This is a genomic window from Burkholderia sp. AU4i (assembly GCF_000466765.1).
GTDB lineage: Bacteria > Pseudomonadota > Gammaproteobacteria > Burkholderiales > Burkholderiaceae > Burkholderia > Burkholderia cepacia.
The window spans coordinates 1-2,483 of record NZ_ASSI01000336.1; the positions used below are offsets into that span (position 1 = coordinate 1).

At 61.9% G+C, this 2,483-nt stretch carries 2 protein-coding genes; both read left to right on the forward strand.

The window, feature by feature from the left end:
• Positions 1 to 141 precede the first annotated feature (141 nt).
• A complete protein-coding gene (gene istA, locus L810_RS42125; RefSeq protein WP_373453120.1) occupies positions 142 to 1,620 on the forward strand; it encodes an IS21 family transposase in 1,479 nt (492 codons plus the stop codon).
• Complete coding sequence (gene istB / locus L810_RS42130) at positions 1,613 to 2,410, forward strand: IS21-like element helper ATPase IstB (RefSeq protein WP_021164205.1); 798 nt, start codon at positions 1,613 to 1,615, stop codon at positions 2,408 to 2,410. Before istA ends, istB begins: the two co-directional genes overlap by 8 nt.
• Positions 2,411 to 2,483: the final 73 nt, after the last annotated feature.

Genomic DNA, 2,483 nt, shown 5'->3' on the forward strand with positions numbered 1-2,483 from the left:
TGTTGATGTCCGCACAGAACTGACCCACTAGAGCTGAAAATTTTCATCGAATTTTGACCCACGTGATTGAATGCCCTGCTCAATCTTTGAGCAGGGGATACAAAGGTGATCACGGTGGGCATATTGGCCAAGATCAGGCGGATGTATTTCCGCGAGAAGGTCCCGCTGCGCGAGATTGCGCGGCGTACGGGCCTGTCCCGAAACACGGTGCGTCGCTGGTTGCGGCAGACTGATGCTGTCGAGCCGAAGTATCCGAAGCGCGTCAGCCCGAGCGTCATCGACGACTGGGCCGCACAGCTGACAGGTTGGCTGCGTGCCGACAGTCATCGCCCGAAGCGTGACCGGCGCACCGCCCGGTTCATGTTCGAGGCGATCCGCGCCGAGGGTTACGCCGGCAGCTACGGCCGCGTAAGCGCGTTCGTGAGGCGTTGGCACGAGGAGCAGGCTGAGGCGCCTCGCAAGAAGGCCTTCGTGCCGCTCGCCTTCGAACCCGGCGAAGCCTTCCAGTTTGACTGGAGCTGCGAATACGCGTTTGTTGGTGGGCTGCGGCGACGCCTGGAGGTCGCCCACGTCAAACTTAACTCCAGCCGCGCGTTCTGGCTCGTCGCCTATCCCACACAGAGTCACGAGATGCTGTTCGATGCGCACGCCCGCGCATTCGCCGCGTTCGGCGGCGTGCCGCGGCGCGGCATCTACGACAACATGAAGACCGCGGTGGACAAGGTTGGCCGCGGCAAGGAGCGTGCGGTCAACGCGCGCTTCGAAGCGATGTGCAGTCACTACCTGTTCGAGCCGGAATTCTGCAACCGGGCCGCAGGCTGGGAGAAAGGCATCGTCGAGAAGAACGTTCAGGACCGGCGACGTCAGATCTGGCACGAAGCAGCGCTACGGCGCTGGGAAACGCTGGAGGTCCTGAACGAATGGGTCGCTGGTCAGTGTCGTGAGGCGTGGCACATGCGGCACCCGCAGTGGCCTGAACTGACAGTCGAGGATGTGCTGCAGGACGAGCGTACCCGGCTGATGCCCAATCCACGGCCGTTCGACGGCTACATCGAGCAGACCCTGCGAGTCTCGTCGACCAGCCTGATTCACTTCCAACGCAACCGATACAGCGTGCCCACCGAGTACACGAACCAGTTGGTGAGCGTGCGCTGCTATCCGGCATATCTCAGCGTCGTCGCCAACGCCCAGGAGATCGCACGCCACGAACGCAGCTTCGAGCGGCACATGACCTTCTACGATTGGCGCCACTACGTCACGCTGGTCGAGCGCAAACCCGGCGCACTGCGCAACGGCGCACCGTTCATCACGATGCCGCAGCCGCTGCAACTGCTGCAGCGGCATCTGCTGAAACACCCGGGCGGCGATCGCGTCATGACGCAGGTGCTCGCTGCGGTGCGCGAACACGGGCTCGATGCGGTGCTGCTCGCCGTACAGGCTGCGCTGGATTCAGGACGCCCCAGCGCAGAGCACGTCCTGAACGTGCTGAGCCGGCTGAAGGCGCCCGTCACGAATGGCAGGCTCGCCACGACGAAACTCCAGCTCAAGGAAGAGCCCGCGGCCGACGTGGGCCGTTACGAGACGCTGCGCGCCAACCCACCGGAGGATCGTCATGTCTAACGATATCGCGGCCCAGCTCAAGGGTCTTAAACTGCACGGCATGGCGAGCACATGGCCGGAGCTGCTCGCGCAGTCGCGTCACACTGACTTCGAGCCGGAGCGCTTCATGAAGCAGCTGTTGATGGCTGAAACCGCCGAACGGCAGGTGCGCTCGATCGCCTATCAAATGACCGCTGCGCGCTTCCCGGCACACCGCGACCTGAAGGGCTTCGACTTCGCGCAGGCACACGTCGACGAAGCGCTGGTGCGCGAACTGAGCGAGCTGTCGTTCCTCGCAAGCGCGCACAACGTCGTGTTCATCGGTGGTCCGGGCACTGGCAAGACGCACCTCGCCTCAGCGATCGGAATCGAAGCCGTACAGCGCCACGGCAAGCGTGTGCGCTACTTCTCGACCGTCGAGCTGACCAACGCCCTGGAGCAGGAGAAGTCCATCGGCAAACAAGGCCAGATTGCCCACAAGCTGATGTACGTCGATCTGGTGATCCTCGACGAACTGGGCTATCTGCCGTTCAGCCAGACCGGCGGTGCATTGCTGTTCCATCTGCTCTCAAAGCTATACGAGCACACGAGCGTCGCGATCACGACCAATCTCAGCTTCGGCGAGTGGGCGAGCGTGTTCGGGGATGCAAAGATGACGACAGCGCTGCTGGACCGCGTCACCCATCACTGCCACATCGTCGAAACGGGCAATGAATCGTGGCGCTTCAGGACCAGTTCTGCCAAGGCAAAGACAACAAGAAAAAGAGCGGCAAAACCAGAGGGTAACGAAGAGTTATCCACACCGGAATAGATGTACTACGCTGTCTCGGGGTGGGTCAGATTTAGATGAAATCGGTGGGTTAAGACTCGGTGGAAATCAACAG